At 55.2% G+C, this 13,059-nt stretch carries 14 protein-coding genes and 1 other RNA gene; 5 read left to right on the forward strand and 10 right to left on the reverse strand.

Translation table 11 applies throughout. The features are described from left to right. From ABYP39_RS12660 to rnpB, 6 genes are all read right to left on the reverse strand, one after another. A partial coding sequence (locus ABYP39_RS12660) for a Mur ligase domain-containing protein (RefSeq protein WP_372782852.1) occupies positions 1–243 on the reverse strand: 243 nt, incomplete at its 3' end. A gap of 13 nt (positions 244–256) precedes the next feature. Beyond that, entirely contained in the window at positions 257–1,996 is a 1,740-nt protein-coding gene (locus ABYP39_RS12665) for a peptidoglycan D,D-transpeptidase FtsI family protein (protein WP_372749499.1), read from the reverse strand. Continuing rightward, positions 1,980–2,261: a cell division protein FtsL gene (ftsL, locus tag ABYP39_RS12670; protein ID WP_372749500.1), complete on the reverse strand. Its 282-nt coding sequence runs from the start codon at positions 2,259–2,261 to the stop codon at positions 1,980–1,982. The genes ABYP39_RS12665 and ftsL overlap by 17 nt, the downstream gene beginning before the upstream one ends. A gap of 23 nt (positions 2,262–2,284) precedes the next feature. Beyond that, on the reverse strand, positions 2,285–3,208 hold the full coding sequence (rsmH, locus tag ABYP39_RS12675) for a 16S rRNA (cytosine(1402)-N(4))-methyltransferase RsmH (RefSeq protein WP_372749501.1): 924 nt from the start codon (positions 3,206–3,208) through the stop codon (positions 2,285–2,287). Positions 3,209–3,217: 9 nt separating this feature from the next. After that, positions 3,218–3,661, reverse strand: a complete 444-nt coding sequence (gene mraZ, locus ABYP39_RS12680) for a division/cell wall cluster transcriptional repressor MraZ (protein WP_372749502.1) — start codon at positions 3,659–3,661, stop codon at positions 3,218–3,220. A gap of 296 nt (positions 3,662–3,957) precedes the next feature. After that, positions 3,958–4,311: RNase P RNA component class A (gene rnpB, locus ABYP39_RS12685), an RNA gene on the reverse strand. A gap of 79 nt (positions 4,312–4,390) precedes the next feature. Between rnpB and ABYP39_RS12690 the strand changes: the two genes are divergently transcribed. After that, positions 4,391–5,425 (forward strand): Gfo/Idh/MocA family protein, encoded by a 1,035-nt coding sequence (locus ABYP39_RS12690; RefSeq protein ID WP_372782854.1) that lies wholly within the window; start codon positions 4,391–4,393, stop codon positions 5,423–5,425. Here the strand turns inward: ABYP39_RS12690 and rsmI are convergent. Continuing rightward, positions 5,413–6,252, reverse strand: a complete 840-nt coding sequence (rsmI, locus tag ABYP39_RS12695; protein ID WP_372782856.1) for a 16S rRNA (cytidine(1402)-2'-O)-methyltransferase — start codon at positions 6,250–6,252, stop codon at positions 5,413–5,415. The two genes, ABYP39_RS12690 and rsmI, sit on opposite strands and share 13 nt — an antisense overlap. Before the next feature lie 63 nt (positions 6,253–6,315). On the opposite strand from rsmI, the gene ABYP39_RS12700 reads away from it, so the two are divergent. The 4 genes from ABYP39_RS12700 to ABYP39_RS12715 are packed head-to-tail and all read left to right on the forward strand — an operon-like array spanning position 6,316 to position 9,759. Next, positions 6,316–8,334 carry a penicillin-binding protein activator gene (locus ABYP39_RS12700; RefSeq protein ID WP_372782858.1) on the forward strand — a complete coding sequence of 673 codons (2,019 nt, stop codon included), beginning with the start codon at positions 6,316–6,318 and terminating at the stop codon, positions 8,332–8,334. Beyond that, positions 8,276–8,605 (forward strand): YraN family protein, encoded by a 330-nt coding sequence (locus ABYP39_RS12705; protein ID WP_372782860.1) that lies wholly within the window; start codon positions 8,276–8,278, stop codon positions 8,603–8,605. The genes ABYP39_RS12700 and ABYP39_RS12705 overlap by 59 nt, the downstream gene beginning before the upstream one ends. Further along, positions 8,595–9,185, forward strand: coding sequence for an SIS domain-containing protein (locus ABYP39_RS12710; protein ID WP_372749256.1), 591 nt, complete (start codon positions 8,595–8,597; stop codon positions 9,183–9,185). The genes ABYP39_RS12705 and ABYP39_RS12710 overlap by 11 nt, the downstream gene beginning before the upstream one ends. 1 nt (position 9,186) lies before the next feature. Next, on the forward strand, positions 9,187–9,759 hold the full coding sequence (locus tag ABYP39_RS12715) for a BON domain-containing protein (RefSeq protein WP_372749257.1): 573 nt from the start codon (positions 9,187–9,189) through the stop codon (positions 9,757–9,759). Between the two features lie 81 nt (positions 9,760–9,840). On the opposite strand, the gene ABYP39_RS12720 is transcribed toward ABYP39_RS12715, so the two are convergent. From ABYP39_RS12720 to ABYP39_RS12730, 3 genes are all read right to left on the reverse strand, one after another. Beyond that, positions 9,841–10,239: a ClpXP protease specificity-enhancing factor gene (locus ABYP39_RS12720; protein WP_372749258.1), complete on the reverse strand. Its 399-nt coding sequence runs from the start codon at positions 10,237–10,239 to the stop codon at positions 9,841–9,843. Positions 10,240–10,256: 17 nt separating this feature from the next. Continuing rightward, positions 10,257–10,904, reverse strand: a complete 648-nt coding sequence (sspA, locus tag ABYP39_RS12725; RefSeq protein WP_372749259.1) for a stringent starvation protein SspA — start codon at positions 10,902–10,904, stop codon at positions 10,257–10,259. 74 nt (positions 10,905–10,978) lie between these two features. After that, positions 10,979–13,039 (reverse strand): ubiquinol-cytochrome c reductase, encoded by a 2,061-nt coding sequence (locus ABYP39_RS12730; protein ID WP_372763927.1) that lies wholly within the window; start codon positions 13,037–13,039, stop codon positions 10,979–10,981. Between the last annotated feature and the right edge of the window lie 20 nt (positions 13,040–13,059).

Below are 13,059 nucleotides of genomic sequence, written 5' to 3' on the forward strand. Positions count from 1 at the left end.
GATAACCGGTAAAGACCAGCGCGTCGCATCACAGGGCGCCTCGGCAATGATCGCCGCCGCTCCTTTCGACACTGCTTTATCGATAAAATCGCGACCGTCGAGTTTGTGGCCGGCCAGGGCAACAAACACATCGCCAGGCTGAACACGTCGGCTGTCCAGCGCTAGGCCGGTAACCGGGATCGCAGCCTGATCCGCGCTAACCGCGTCAAGCAAATCGCCTAGAACCGTCGTTGTCTGCCCCATCAGTGCTTCCATTTCACGCTGAACCCGGTTTCTTTTTTGCCGCTTTATCTGCAATCACTTCGTCAACCGCGTCCGGCGCTATATTCAACAGACGCATTGCCTCTCCGGTAACTCGAGAAAATACGGGTGCTGCGGCTTCGCCGCCGTAGTAGCGACCACTGCCGGGCTCATCAATCGTCACGACCGTCACCACTCGCGGCCGAGAAGCCGGCGCCATACCAACAAACAATGACAGGTAGCGATCATCCGCGTAGCCGCCGTCAACGATCTTATGCACCGTGCCGGTCTTGCCAGCCACACGATAGGCATCGATATGGGCGCGCGTTCCTGTGCCCCCCGGACGAATTACCGACTCGAGCATCTGAGTTACGGAACGTGCAATCTCCTCATTCATCACCCGCTGCTCACCACCCTTGCGCCCCTGCTGAATCAGGCTGACCGGACGCAACACACCGCCACTGGCAAGCACGCCGTAGGCTTGAGCGAGCTGCAAAGTCGTAACAGACAATCCGTAGCCGAACGCAAAGTTTGCTCGTTCGATCGGCAGCCATTTTGGATGATTGGGAAGAATGCCATTGCTTTCTCCGGGAAAGCCCGTGCCTGTAGAACGCCCCAACCCAATGCGCTGAAACACATCCCAGACCCACTGTTCGTTCAACGCCAGCGACAATTTGCTGATACCTACCTGACTGGATTTTTTAAGCATCTGCTCCAGACTCAAAGTACCGTAGTTAACCGGATCAACCAGTGTTTTTGAGCCAATACGTATATGTCCGGGGCTGGTATCTATCACCGAATCGGCTGAGAATTTACCACTTTCAAGTGCCGCCACAACCGTAAAAGGCTTAACCGTTGAGCCAGGCTCAAACATGTCAGTCATGGCGCGATTGCGCATGGCAGCAAGTTTCATTTCAATGCGGTTATTGGGGTTAAAGCCCGGCTGATTGACCATCGCCAGTACTTCACCGCTGTCGCTGTCGAGCATGACCAACGTTCCCGCTTTGGCGCGGCTGCGTTGCAATGCTGCCTTCAATTCCTTGTATGCAAGATACTGCAGCCGAAGATCGATGGTCAGTTGCAAATCGTTACCCGGCTGCGCTGGTTTTCCTTCATCCAGATCACGCACGAAATTGCCGTATAAATCTTTGAGAACGCGCTTGCTGCCCGGTGTGCCCCGCAACCAATCGTTGTACGCGAGCTCCAGCCCTTCCTGCCCCTCATCGTCGATGTTGGTAAAGCCCACTAGATGGGAGACCACTTCGCCAGCTGGATAGTAACGACGGTATTCGCGCTGCATGTAAACGCCGGGAATTGAAGCCGACAATACACGTTCAGCAGCAGCCGGTGACATATGTCGCCGCAAATAGACAAAACGGCGCGACGATAGGCTGCTGATTTTCTTATTGAGAGAAGCCGAATCCAACTCAAGCAAACGCGCCAGCTCTGGCACTCGCCCCATTGCCTGAATCAATTCCTTTGGGTCTGCCCAGATTGAGGCCACTGGAGTACTTACCGCTAGCGGCTCACCGTGGCGATCAACGATCATGCCGCGATGTGCAGGAATACTTTCGCTGCGGATGGTTCGGGCGTTACCCTGCCCCTGCAAAAACTCACGACCTCGATCGGCATCCAGAATCTGCAGATTCAGGGTTCGCCACACCAATAAAATCGCAAGCGACAGCAAACCCAGCGCCATCACCATAAAGCGCCAGATGGGAACAAGCTGTACTGTTTGCTTAGTCCTCTTTGGCATTCACTTTCACCAACTGCAGTGCTTCATTTACCGGTGGCGTCATCATCAAACGCTCACTGGCCAATCGTTCAACTCGATCGTGGGCTGCCCAGGTACTGTGCTCGAGCAGCAGGCGCCCCCAATCTTCATCTAGCCGGTAGGCTTCTTTTTGCAATAACTGCCATTCATTAAACAGTTGGCGCGACTGATGGGAGCTGTACACGACAGACAGTGCTGACAAAACGATCAGCATTATCAGCCCCGCAACAAACCCCTGTTTAGCCACTCGCAACCCCTTTTGAGTAATTACTATCGTTTTTCCGCCACGCGCATAACGGCACTGCGCGCGCGTGGATTCTGCGCCAACTCGTCAGCCCCCGGCTTGATCGCCTTACCCAAGAGCTTTAACCGGCGATTGCTAATCGCACTGTCCTGCACCGGAATGTAGGAAGGCGGCTCATCACCCCGGCTTTCTCGTCGCATAAACTGTTTGACCATGCGGTCTTCCAGCGAGTGAAAACTGATGACCACTAACCGCCCTCCGGGCGCCAGGCAATCCACCGCCTTGCTCAGTGCGACTTCCAGGTCGCGCAATTCATCATTAACGGCGATCCGAATAGCCTGAAAGGCTCGGGTTGCCGGGTGTTTATGTTTTTCCCACGCGGGATTGGCCTCAGTAACGATTTTCGCCAATTGCAAAGTGCGTGTAATTGGATGCTCTTCGCGCGCGGCAACAATGGCCCCGGCAATACGTTTGGCAAAGCGCTCTTCACCGTATTCCTTCAGAACGCGTACCAATTCCGCCTTTTCTACCCCGGCCAACCACTGAGCGGCACTCTGGCCCGCATCAGGGTTCATCCGCATATCCAGGTCGCCATCGCGGCTGAAACTGAAGCCGCGCTCGGCATCGTCCAACTGCGGCGAAGACACGCCAAGGTCCAGCAAAATGCCATCTGCCGCGGTCACCCCGTGATCGGCAAGCGCATGGTCCAGTTCAGCGAAGGAACCCCGATACAAAAGCAGGCGACCATCGGCCGCCTGCAGTGTCTGCCCCGCCGCTATGGCGGCGGGGTCTTTGTCGATAGCAAGTAACCTGCCACCCTCACCGAGCACACCAAGGATTGCCTGACTGTGCCCGCCGCGACCAAATGTTCCATCAATGTAGAAACCCGCACTGTCGCTCACCAAAGCCTCCACGGCCTCTTTTAGCAATACGGTCACATGCTCGCTCATCGCCCCAACCTATAGTGACAGGGCGTTAACGGCATCAGGTACATCACCCTCTGGATCATCTTCATCTACCCAACTGTTCCAGAGCGCCTCACTCCATAATTCGAGCTTGTTGTTCTGCCCAACCAACATCAGTTTCTTTTCAAGCTGCGCGTAATCGCGCAAGGTTTGCGGCAACAGCACTCGTCCATTGCCGTCAAGCTCCAGAGGCTGGGCATACCCGAGCACCAGACGCTGAATTCGTCTGGCTTTGGCGTTCATATTCGGAAGCGCAGCAATTTTTTCTTTGAGCTCAGCCCATTCCTGCTCGGGATAAACCAGGACACAGCGATCTTCGGTATGTGCGGTCACCACAATGCGGCCGCCACAGGATTCCACAAGGGCGTCACGAATCTTGGCCGGAATGGCCAGACGCCCCTTTGAATCCATCGTGACATTGTTGCTGCCGGTGAACACGTTTCCCCACTCCTATGGAGTTATTAACCACTTATTCCCACTTAAATCCACTTTTTACCACTTTTGCACACTATAGGGACGACGCGAGAGGAGTGTCAAGCTAAACGGAGGGAAAATGCTTTTATTTCTCAAGAAGTTGCGGTAAAAATGCAGGTAACGGTTTACATCTTGCAAAGCAAACCCACCTCATTCTCGACCAAAATCAAGCCGATGCGCGAGACACTTAAGGTAAAGTCTTAAGAATAGGCGTAGCCGCCCTGCTGAGAGCGGTAATGGGGAGTTACTGACGGGAAATAAAAATGAGTCGGTCTGTAAGCCGGGTTCTGTCGAGGACAGTCATTCATCTAGAGTCAGTGTCACCACTGACTTCAAGCAGCCTACCCGAATCCACTGCGGGCCGCAGCGATGGATTCCTATTTGGCCTTGCTCCGAGCGGGGTTTACCATCGCCACGCCTGTTACCAGCCGCGCGGTGCGCTCTTACCGCACCTTTTCACCCTTACCAGACTACCGGGAAGCAGTCTGGCGGTATCCTTTCTGTTGCACTTTCCGTAGGCTCTCGCCCCCCAGGAGTTACCTGGCACTCTGCCCTATGGAGCCCGGACTTTCCTCCCCCTGCGTAAAACAGGCGGCGACTGCCCGACCGACTCAGGTGTAAGAATATACAGTATCCAGTTTGAGCGCAAGCCCTCTATGCTAGGCCGCATAACAATATTTCAAGAGGCTCATCATGGTCACCAACACCGCGCAAAACGCAACCACCACGCTTAATATTGGCATGCTGGGCGCCGCCCGCATTGGTTACTTCGGCCTTATCCAACCTGCTAAATCACTACCCCATATCAAGGTGCACGCCATTGCCGCCCGCGATCCAGAGCGCGCTCGCCAGTACGCAAAGAAACATGGCATAGCAGTGGTCCACGAAACCTACGAGGCGCTACTTGACGATCCGGCTATCGACGCTATCTACAACCCGCTGCCCAATGCCCTGCACTGCCAATGGACAATTCGGGCGTTGGACGCCGGCAAGCACGTGCTGTGCGAAAAACCCATTGCCAGCAATGCCGACGAAGTCAGGCAAATGACCGCCGCTGCACACCGCAACCAACGCGTACTGATGGAAGCCTTTCACTATCGCTACCACCCGCTCGCAGAACGAATGTGCGAACGTGTGAAAGCTTTAGGTCGTATCGAGCACATTGACATTGGTATGTGCTTTCCCCTGCCAATGCTTAACGACATACGTTTCAACTATGCCTTGGGCGGCGGCGCCACCATGGATGTCGGAGCCTATACCTGCAATATCGCCCGCCTGCTGGCCAGCGCCAGTGATGATCCGGCACTAAAAGTACTACCCAGGGTTGTGCGCGCCGAAGCGAAACTGCTGCGCGAAAATGTCGACCGCGCCATGCGGGTAGAGTTTGAATGGGGTAACGGCACCACCGGTTTCATCGAAAACTCCCTTCTGTCTCGGCGCCTGTTTCGCATAAGCGCCAAGGTCCGCGGCAGCAAGGGTGAGCTATATGTTCTCAACCCCGTAGCCCCGCAGATATATCACCAACTGAAAACCACCATCGACGGAAAAACCACCCGTGAAAAGGTAAGCGGTGCTGCCAGCTACACGGGACAACTTAAACGGTTTGCCGAACGCATTGCCTCAGGGGAGACCCAGAGCGACCTGTCCGACGCCCTGGAAAACATGACCTTTATCGATTCAATCTATCGCGCGGCCGGTATGCCGCTGCGCGGTGCTCAGTCTGACTGAAGAGAAAGGCCGGCCTGATAGAGAAGATTCTTTTTCAAGCCGGTGATTTTGGCAGCCAGTTGGGCCGCCTGTTTTAGCGGTAAGTCTGCCATCAGAATCTGCAGCACTCGGGCAGCCTCAGCATCCAACGCCTGCTCTTGGGCGGGTGCACCCTGCACCAGCACCACGCATTCTCCCCGCTGCTGGTTGGCATCAGAGGCTATCCAATCGGCCAACTCAGCCAACGGCGCCCGACGAATGGTTTCATGCATCTTGGTCAGTTCCCGGGCCAGCACAGCCATCCGCTCAGCACCAAACACCTCAGCCATGGCGCGCACAGAGTCCAGCACGCGATGAGGAGCCTCATAAAAGATCAATGTGCGGGTCTCATCTTGCAAGCTCTGGAGCTGCTGCAGCCGCGCCTGAGCTTTTGAGGAAAGAAACCCCTCAAAGCAGAAGCGATCTGAAGGCAACCCCCCTGCACTCAGCGCAGCGATAGCCGCACAGGCGCCAGGCACCGGCACAACCGAATAGCCTTCCCGGTGCGCCGCATCAACAATACGGTAACCCGGATCAGAAATTAGGGGAGTACCGGCGTCCGAGATCAACGCCACGCTTTCGCCACCTCCAAGCACAGAGAGAATCCGGCTCACAACCCGCTCGTCGCTATGGTCGTGGTAGGGAAGCATCGGGACATCAATATCGAAATGTGTGAGCAGGGGCTTGCTGTGACGCATATCTTCGGCCGCAATCAAGGCTACCGATTGTAGGACGTCCACCGCTCGCGGTACCATATCCAGTCGATTGCCAATGGGCGTTGGCACAATATAAAGCACGGGCGCCGCCATCCTGCTCTCCAGACTTGCGCGGGAAAAAATTTGCGCAGGCAGACTAACAGCGACATAAAAGACATGACAAGCATTAATCGACTCACAGCCCTTGTTCTGGTGCTACTGCTCGCAGCCTGTAGCGGCGCACCAACGACCGACACCGCCAAACCCAAACGCCAGGCCGACGCCAGCATCCCCGCAGACCTCAGCCCACGGGAACAGGTAAATCTGTGGCTGGAGCGTGCCGCAGCGACCGACGAGATACCGCAGAAACAGGATTACCAGCTCAAAGCTGCGGAACTGCTGCTAAGAGAGCTGCAATTACCGCTAGCAGAAGAACTCCTGGCGACGATCGATGCCTCGGTACTGCCAGCAGAATTGCGGGTTCAGTACGCGTCCCTTTACGCCCGCATCCTGCGCAACCAGGGAAAATTCCAGGAAGCCCTGTCAATCCTAAACGAACCAAAACTGCAGGATATGGTATTGCTGTCAGATCTGCCCCGCCAGCTTCAGGTAAGCCAGCTGCGTGCGTCGCTCTATGCGATGGAAGGCATGCACCTGGCGGCGGCACAGGAGCGCATATACATTGATGCACTGTTGACGGAAGAGCAGCAGGCAGTCAACCGCGAGGGCATCTGGCATTCACTGAGTTACGTGCCAACCCGCGAGCTCCTCGAAAGCCACCAGAACGCCAGCAACAGGGATTTCCTCGGCTGGGTGGAACTCGCCTCCATCGCCAAGGACAATCAGGGCGACATCGACACCCAGGTACGACAACTCAACGCGTGGTTGCGACGCTGGCCAAATCACCCAGCCGCCGGTGCGCTGCCTGGCGGGCTCGCCAACCTCAGCGATATGGCCGCAGAAAAACCCCAGCAGATAGCCCTGATCCTACCTTTTTCCGGGCAACTGGCGCCGCTAGGGAAAGCCATTCGCGACGGTTTCATGGCCACCTACTATCAAACCCGTTCGCGCGGCAACCCGACACCCAATATCAAAGCCTACGATTGTGCCGACGGCGACCAGATACACCTTTTGTATCAGCAGGCTGTACAGGATGGTGCCCAGCTGGTCATCGGCCCGCTGCGCAAAGAGGTTGTCGATGCCCTGCGCACTCAGGTGCAGCACTTCGATGTTCCCGTTTTAGCACTCAACCGCGTGGCCGACGATCAGGGAGCCAACAACTTTTATCAATTTGCCCTCGCTCCCGAGGACGAAGCCATTCAGGTTGCCCGAATCGCCGCCAGTGAAGGTTTTCAGCGCGCGATGATTCTCACCCCCGACAGCGAGTGGGGGCTTAACGTCGCTCAGGCCTTCAGTGCCGAATGGCAAGCGCAGGGCGGACGGGTTATTGCTCAGGCAGCCTTCAACGCCAAAGCCAACAACTACTCCCAGATTATCAAGGACGCCATGCAGCTGGATCGCAGCGAAAAACGCGCCCAAAAGCTGACCTGGTTAATCGGCAATAACATCGAATTTCAACCGCGCCGCCGCAGTGATCTTGACTTCATCTTCCTCGTGGCGCGGCCACAGGAAGCCTACGCCATCAAACCTCTGCTCGCCTTCCACTATGCGGGGGACATTCCGGTCTACGCGACCTCCCATATTTACAACGGCATCCCTTCACCGTCCAGAGACCGTGATATCGACGGCGTAAAGTTCGTCGATTCGCCCTGGTCGCTGAACAACGAAACAGCCGAAAAGAAAGCGATTCTTAAAGAGCTGCCTCACAGCCGACACTACCAGCGCATGTATGCGCTGGGTGTCGACGCCTACCGACTCTATCCCCGCTTGCAGCAAATGGCGCAGCTCGACAGCAGCAAAGTCTACGGGGCAACAGGCAGCCTGCAGCTCAACAATGCCGGACAGGTGGAACGCCAGCTCCTCTTAGCCGTTTTTGAAGACGGCCTGGCCAAGAACATACCGCTAACGGACAGCACACTGGATAAGGATATCCATGATCAAACGCCCAAGCCTCTTCAAGGCAAGCAGCCCTACGCAGACCGGCAAACACCTGGAACAGCAGGCCGCACAATGGCTGATGGCCCGGAAAGTCCGGATTATCAGCCGCAATTTTCGCAGCCGCTTCGGCGAAATTGACCTTATTGGCTATCATCGGCAGGAGCTTGTCTTTTTCGAAGTCCGTTTCCGCAGGCATCAACACTACGGTGGTGCTGCGATGTCGGTAGACCGCCGCAAGCAAGAGCGTCTGCTTAAAACGGCGCAGTTTTACCTCACCGCCAACCCGGATGCACAAACAAAACCCTGCCGCTTTGACGTGCTGGCTATAACACTCGACAATAGCCAGCTGGAATATACTTGGTATAAAGCCGCTTTCACCGCGACGGATATTTACCCCGATGCTTTCTGAACACGTAGCCGACATTTTTCACCGTCATATTGACGCCTCCATGCGCTGTATCGAAGCGACTACAGACAGCATTACAGAAGCCGCTGAAACAATGGTCGGCTGTATGCTTCAAGAAGGTAAAGTCTTCTGCTGTGGCGACGCCAGTAACGCCCTGCAGGCTCACTACCTCGCCAGCAATCTACTGAATCGCTTCCAGTACGAACGCCCTGCCCTACCGGCGATCAATCTCGCCAGCGACGCAATCACCATCGGTGGTATCACCGGCGACGCCGCTTACGGAGAAACCTACTCCCGCCAGATTCTCGCACTGGGGCAACCCGGCGACATCGCATTCGTGTGCTATCAGGGCAACGGTTCAGCCGCTGTAGTGAAAGCCGTGCAGGCAGCTCACGAACGGGAGATGACGGTGATTGCCCTGTGCAACAGCGAGGGCAATGAGGCGAACGCCCTGCTGACAACCCACGACATCGAAATCTGCATACCCCACGATAACCGGGCACGCATAACAGAGTTACATATTCTCGCCATAAACTGCCTGTGCGAGCTTATAGACCTGCAACTTTTTGGAGCTGAGGCATAACGTGCGCAACAAAACCCTGCAAATATTACTAATATCTACCCTCACGCTGGGCAGCGGCTGCAGCTCGATTATCAGTGCTACAAGCGATGGACCGATTAAGGAAAAGCCCGGCGAGCGGACGTTAGGCGCCGCGATTGACGACCAGATCATAGAAACCAAAGCCCTGGTCAATATTCGCGCCGCCCACCCGGATCTGGAAAATGCCCGGGTTGACGCGGTGAGTTATAACGGGATTTTGCTACTTGTTGGCCAGGTACCCACCGAAGCTTCACGCAAGCTGGCCGCCGAAACCGCCGCCCACATCAAACGCGTGCGTCGAGTTCACAATGAGCTGGTCGTAACGGGCAAGATATCCTTTCTAGCACGCAGCAACGATTCCTGGCTAAGCACCAAGGTCAAAAGCAAACTTGCCCTGAGCGACAAAATCGATTCCGGCCGGATTCAGGTGGTAACCGAGAACGGCGTGGTCTACCTACTAGGAATTGTTAGTGCAAGCGAAGCAGAAATCGCCACCGAACTGGTTCGACAGACCAACGGGGTACAACGGGTAGTAAGGGTATTTGAGTATCTGTGAATCAGTGGCACCTGCGCGCCGCCAATAATGACCAAGGGCTAGGCGCGCCAGGTGATCATCACGCGACTTGGCGACCTTATACTACTTGACGACTTTCAGGCTGGGCCGCTTGGGCTCTGATGCATCATTGGATTCCGTCGAGCCGCCATCATCGCCACCGGGCGGAGGAGAATCCTCGGCTTCAAACATCATACCTTGACCGTTTTCACGGGCGTATATCGCTAATACCGCATCTATCGGCACCCAGACGTCCTGGGCAACGCCGCCAAAACGACCGCCAAAGCTGACGAAGTCGCTGTCGATCTGCAGATCGACAACGGCGGTTTCAGACACATTCAGAACGATCTGTCCGTCCTGGACATAGGCCTGAGGCACAACCACCCCTTCACTGCGAGCATTAACCAGCAGATAAGGCGTACAAGAATTATCCAGAATCCATTCATAGATCGCCCGTATCATATACGGGCGGCTGGAGGACATAGACATATCAGACAAGCTTATTGAACTGCGCTGGCGCCAGCCATTTCCCGCTCTTGCTCTGACAGGCTTTCCTTGAACGACGGACGCTCGAACAAGCGCTCCATATAGGCCAGCAACGGTTTGGTCTGCTTGGTGTTAGGGATCTCAATGCCCATCAGCGGCAAACGCCACAGAATCGAGGCCAGGCAGCAGTCTACCAAGGTAAACTCGTCACTCATGAAAAAGGGCTTCTCGGCAAACAGTGGCGATATGGCCAGCAGGTTGTCCTTGAGTTCCTTGCGTGCTTTATCCAGCGACTTTTGCTGACCACCGGCAAGAATCTGATCTGCCAGTGAGCACCAGTCACGTTCAATGCGGTAGATGTACTGACGGCTCTCTCCGCGCGCCACGGGATAAACCGGCAGCAAGGGCGGATGAGGAAAGCGCTCATCCAGGTACTCCATCATAACCTTGGACTCATAGAGCGCCAGGTCACGGTCTACCAATGTCGGCAGGCTGTTGTAGGGGTTGATGTCGGCAATTTCCTGGGGGAGATTGCCTGGGTCGACCTGAACGACGTCGACGGTCACCCCTTTTTCACACAGAACGATGCGCACCCGATGGCTGTAGTGGCTGCTCGGGTCAGAAAAAAAAGTCATGGTTGATCGCTTGGCGACAATCCCCATTTATCGTTCCTCAATTACAAAAATTAAAGCATCAGCGACGACCGCTTAAGCGGTCGCCAACATTCGTCGTGCAATCAGTGCACGTCTTTCCAGTATTCGCGGTTCAGCAGGAAGGCGAACACAAAAAACAGTGCGATAAAGAGTAACACATATACACCCAGATGCTTGCGCTCTGCTTGCATGGGCTCACCGATATACTCCAGGAAATTCACCAGGTCATATACCGCTTTATCAAACTCAGCCGGGGTCAATTGCCCCTCCTGCACCAGCGTATAACTGCCACAGGGATTCAGTGCATTGCCTTGGGCATCAAACAGCACATCCTCACCGGTGAGCTTGTCGCGCAGAATACCGCCATTGTCGTCTTTAACCGGCCCAGGCGCACAGGTTTGCAAACCTTGCAGGCTTTCCAGCACATGCGGCATACCCACGTCCGGGAATACGCGGTTGTTCACACCATAGGGGCGGCTGTCATCTTCATAGAAATTACGCAGGTAAGTGTACAACCACTGCGGGTTACGCGAGCGCGCCACCAGCGTCAGATCGGGCGGCGCTGCGCCAAAAAACTGCTTGCCGTCAGCCTCCGACATTGCCGTTGCCATCAAATCACCAATCAGGTGACCTGAACTGAACTTCAGGTTGTTTTCAAACATTTCAACCGGGATACCCAGATCGTCAGCGGTGCGCTTGTAACGGGCATACTGCAGACCGTGACACCCCATGCAGTAGTTCATGTATACCTGCGCGCCACTTTGCAGTGACGCTTTATCGGTTACATCAAACTCAACCTGATCACAGGGGATGGTTCCACAATCGTAAGCGCTTTCGGCGCCTACAGCTTTGATCGGGATGATCGCCAGCCCCATGATCAGGATAAAGGCACCAACAGATCGCCAGAAACCCATACCGCCATTCATGGTAACGCGCTCTGGCACAGGCTTGGTCTTTTCAATGCTCGTCCAGATCGGCATACCCAGGAAAAACAGGAAGTAGATCACCGAACAGATTTGCGCCAGCAGTGTGCGCCCTTCAGTCGGCGCCTTCACACCCAGGTAACCCAGGATGATGAAAGAAGACGCAAACAACACCAGCGCCACCTTACTGAACATACCCTTGTAGCGAATCGATTTCACCGGGCTGCGATCGAGCCAGGGCAGCACAAACAGAATGGCCACCGACGCCGCAAAGGCGATAAAGCCCAGCAACTTGTCTGGAACGGCGCGCAGTACGGAGTAGAACGGCGTGAAGTACCAAACTGGCGCAATGTGCTCAGGGGTCTTCAAGCTGTTGGCAATCTCGAAGTTGGCGTACTCAATAAAGAATCCACCCATTTCCGGCATAAAGAAAATGATCGAGCAGAAGATGAACAGGAAGACCGCAACCGCCTGCAGGTCATGGACCGTGTAGTACGGGTGGAAAGCAACACCGTCTAATGGCTTGCCATTGGAATCCTTGTTCTTCTTGATCTCAACGCCGTCCGGGTTGTTGGAACCCACTTCGTGCAGAGCCAGCAAGTGCAATACCACCAGCGCCAGCAGTACGATCGGCAGGGCCACCACGTGCAGAGCGAAGAAGCGGTTCAGCGTGATACCAGAGATCAGGTAGTCACCGCGCACCCACTGTACGATATCTTCACCCACCACTGGAATTGCACCAAACAGCGAGATAATGACCTGGGCACCCCAGTAAGACATCTGCCCCCAGGGCAATACATACCCCACGAAGGCTTCTGCCATCAGTACCACGAAGATGAGCATACCGAACACCCACACCAACTCGCGCGGCTTCTTGTAAGAGCCGTAGAGCAGACCGCGGAACATGTGCAGATACACCACCACGAAGAACGCAGATGCGCCTGTCGAGTGCATGTAACGAATGATCCAGCCGAAGTCGACATCACGCATGATGTATTCGACCGAGCGGAAGGCTTCTTCTGATGAGGGGGTATAGCTCATGGTGAGCCAGATGCCAGTCAGCAGCTGGTTAACGAGCACCAACAGCGACAACACACCAAAGAAATACCAGAAGTTGAAGTTTTTTGGTGCGTAGTACTGACCCATATGGGTGTTCCAGGCACGCATGATCGGCAGGCGATCGTCAACCCAGTCACGCAGACCAATAAGCATGTTAATCATTTACGCCGCCTCCTGATCTA

The organism is Litorivivens sp. (genome assembly GCF_041625495.1).
In the GTDB taxonomy this organism is placed as follows: domain Bacteria; phylum Pseudomonadota; class Gammaproteobacteria; order Pseudomonadales; family Spongiibacteraceae; genus Litorivivens.

Excerpts from the sequence above, each read along its gene's own strand:
- ABYP39_RS12665 (WP_372749499.1), bottom strand. The coding sequence starts at position 1,996 with ATGCCAAAGAGGACTAAGCAAACAGTACAGCTTGTTCCCATCTGGCGC.
- rsmH (WP_372749501.1), bottom strand. The coding sequence starts at position 3,208 with ATGAGCGAGCATGTGACCGTATTGCTAAAAGAGGCCGTGGAGGCTTTG.
- ABYP39_RS12690 (WP_372782854.1), top strand. The coding sequence starts at position 4,391 with ATGGTCACCAACACCGCGCAAAACGCAACCACCACGCTTAATATTGGC.
- rsmI (WP_372782856.1), bottom strand. The coding sequence starts at position 6,252 with ATGGCGGCGCCCGTGCTTTATATTGTGCCAACGCCCATTGGCAATCGA.
- ABYP39_RS12700 (WP_372782858.1), top strand. The coding sequence starts at position 6,316 with ATGACAAGCATTAATCGACTCACAGCCCTTGTTCTGGTGCTACTGCTC.
- ABYP39_RS12705 (WP_372782860.1), top strand. The coding sequence starts at position 8,276 with ATGGCCCGGAAAGTCCGGATTATCAGCCGCAATTTTCGCAGCCGCTTC.
- ABYP39_RS12710 (WP_372749256.1), top strand. The coding sequence starts at position 8,595 with ATGCTTTCTGAACACGTAGCCGACATTTTTCACCGTCATATTGACGCC.
- ABYP39_RS12720 (WP_372749258.1), bottom strand. The coding sequence starts at position 10,239 with ATGTCCTCCAGCCGCCCGTATATGATACGGGCGATCTATGAATGGATT.
- sspA (WP_372749259.1), bottom strand. The coding sequence starts at position 10,904 with ATGGGGATTGTCGCCAAGCGATCAACCATGACTTTTTTTTCTGACCCG.
- ABYP39_RS12730 (WP_372763927.1), bottom strand. The coding sequence starts at position 13,039 with ATGATTAACATGCTTATTGGTCTGCGTGACTGGGTTGACGATCGCCTG.